Origin of the sequence: Cruoricaptor ignavus (genome assembly GCF_900141665.1) — a bacterium.
In the GTDB taxonomy this organism is placed as follows: domain Bacteria; phylum Bacteroidota; class Bacteroidia; order Flavobacteriales; family Weeksellaceae; genus Cruoricaptor; species Cruoricaptor ignavus.
Genome location: NZ_FQYI01000024.1, coordinates 1 through 2,305 on the forward strand (window position 1 = coordinate 1; position 2,305 = coordinate 2,305).

Genomic DNA, 2,305 nt, shown 5'->3' on the forward strand with positions numbered 1-2,305 from the left:
AGCAGGATTTGCAAGGATGTAGATTATGCTTATCCCAACAAAGGATTTTGTGCTTCGCAGAACCTGCATTTCTATGGGTATAAACTACATGCTGTATGTTCAATTTCTGGGGTTTTTCAGAGTTTTGATATTTCTCCCGCATCCGTTCACGACATCCACTACTTGCAAGATATAAAACTCCAAATGTCTGACTGTGTGTTACTTGGGGACAAAGGCTATTTGTCTCAAACCATCCAGTTAGACTTATTCAATGATGCACTACGGGTATTATTAATTTTTCATTATCTTATCTTAAATTTTAGTTTCTAAGAAAATTAAGTATTTGCGTATTGACAATTTGAGATTTTTCGAATAGGGCATAATGCGATGAATCAGGAACTATCCAAAGCTTAGAGCTTGAAATGTTTTCATGGATAAATGCTGTATTGTCTAACTTTATGATATCATTACTTCCGGCTATTATTAATACAGGATTAATAATTTTTTTTAAAACAACTTGTGTAATATCTGGATGATTTATTATCAAATTCAGTCGCCTTCTTTCTAAACTGTTCGATGCTCTTTTGTAAAGATCTTTAAATGACTCTAAAACATTTTCATCTATAGCATTAGGAGTAGAATTTGCGCCAATTGCAACCAACTTGTTGACACGATTCGGATTAGTGGAACTAAATAATAAACCAGTAATTGCTCCATCACTAAACCCCAAGATATTTACTTTTTGAAGTTTTAACTCATTTATAACCCGCAATAAATCATCTGCTAATTTTTCATATCCATAGTCTGTTTTTGAAAAATCCATACTTTTCCCTTGATTTCTAGTGTCAATTGAAATGACGCGAAAGTATTTTGAAAAAAATGAAATTTGATTATGAAAATCTGAAATAATACCGTTATTGCCTTCTAGTAAAATTAATGGATATCCACTTCCATATTCTTCATAGTAGATATTTCCATCTTGGAGACTAATAAATTTTCCTTGAGAATTTTTACCATAATCTGTCTTCAATCCTTTTTCTCTATTTTCATAAAAACTTATTAATTCCTTCTCCTTTTCACTTAAAACTACATTATCTTCCTTACTTTGTTTTTTTTCATTAATCCCTACTTTTTTATCATAGCTAACATTTATATTGGTAAGGAATACTCCCTCACTTTTTTGCCATTGTGACTGACTTTGATATCTAAACATTAATTTTTTTGATAAAGACTTTTTAGCGGAAATTCCAAAAACAAATTCCGAATCATGTAAAGGTTTGTAATCAACTAATTGTAGTGTGATGCAAATTTTATCATGCCCATCGAATCCCAACTTATATTGAGATAGATCAATAAACTGCCATCCAACTGAGGAAGTTTTATATAGTATATTTTCATTCAAAAGTGATTTGCTAGGTAAATCATTTTTAACATCATAAATGTTAAGTTTTAAAGTAACTGTCTCAAATTTAGAGCTTGGAATTATGTGAAAACTAAATGATTTTATCTTTGTTTTCTGATAAATTTCAAAAATATTCCCTTGCTCAATTGTAGGGGCATCTTTATTAAACATTTTTGAGAATGTCAACATGGGACGTGACTTCTCGCCAATGATTTTATTTTTTAATTTATTTGCATTAATGACAACTTCCTGAATATTTTGGGTTTTGAATTTTAAATAAACATTCGGAGTGTCTTCTAAAGCTATCACATTTAATTCTTTTTCTTGATAACCATTGGCGGAAAAAACTAAATTCTTATTATCAAATTCTTTAGGGATAATTATTTTGTAAATTCCATTTTCATCTGTTATTGTGCCAATATTAGTTTCTTTGATTCCAATTGCAGCATAAGGGATATTTTGATTATCTTCATTTTTCACAGTACCGTTAATAACAATTTGAGCCTTGAGAACAAAGGGGATAATTAATAATAAAAAGAGAGGAGCAAAAAAATGTTTTTGTTTCATTTCTAATATGTAGGGATGATGGTAGTTTTGAATTCTTACGCTAATTAATAAAGAAATTTAAAAAAGTAAAATGATTTATGGTGCAAATATAAGAATAAACCCGTAGTGCATTATAAAATAGGTTGCTCAAGTGACTAAAAAATTAGTATATTGTATTGACTACCAATCAAATACAATTATGAGCAACCTTGAGGCAAGTTACAACTTAATTTTAAATAATTTAATAGACATTTCAGAAACTGAAGATTTTTATTTTAAACCTATTGAGGTCATAGTTTAATTACATACCAAATTTTCCTGACTGATATGCTCTCTCTCCACCATTCTCTTGATGAGGTTGTTGAAAATAGTGTCCTT

At 29.5% G+C, this 2,305-nt stretch carries 1 protein-coding gene and 2 pseudogenes; 2 read left to right on the forward strand and 1 reads right to left on the reverse strand.

The window, feature by feature from the left end; translation table 11 throughout:
- A pseudogene (locus tag BUB43_RS10905) lies at positions 1 to 258 on the forward strand (transposase); the annotation flags it as partial.
- A gap of 40 nt (positions 259 to 298) precedes the next feature.
- Here the strand turns inward: BUB43_RS10905 and BUB43_RS10910 are convergent.
- On the reverse strand, positions 299 to 1,948 hold the full coding sequence (locus BUB43_RS10910; protein WP_073181057.1) for an alpha/beta fold hydrolase: 1,650 nt from the start codon (positions 1,946 to 1,948) through the stop codon (positions 299 to 301).
- A 178-nt stretch (positions 1,949 to 2,126) separates the two neighbouring features.
- On the opposite strand from BUB43_RS10910, the pseudogene BUB43_RS11640 reads away from it, so the two are divergent.
- Positions 2,127 to 2,216, forward strand: a pseudogene (locus tag BUB43_RS11640) (IS982 family transposase); the annotation flags it as partial.
- Positions 2,217 to 2,305: the final 89 nt, after the last annotated feature.

Excerpts from the sequence above, each read along its gene's own strand:
- BUB43_RS10910 (WP_073181057.1), bottom strand. The coding sequence starts at position 1,948 with ATGAAACAAAAACATTTTTTTGCTCCTCTCTTTTTATTATTAATTATC.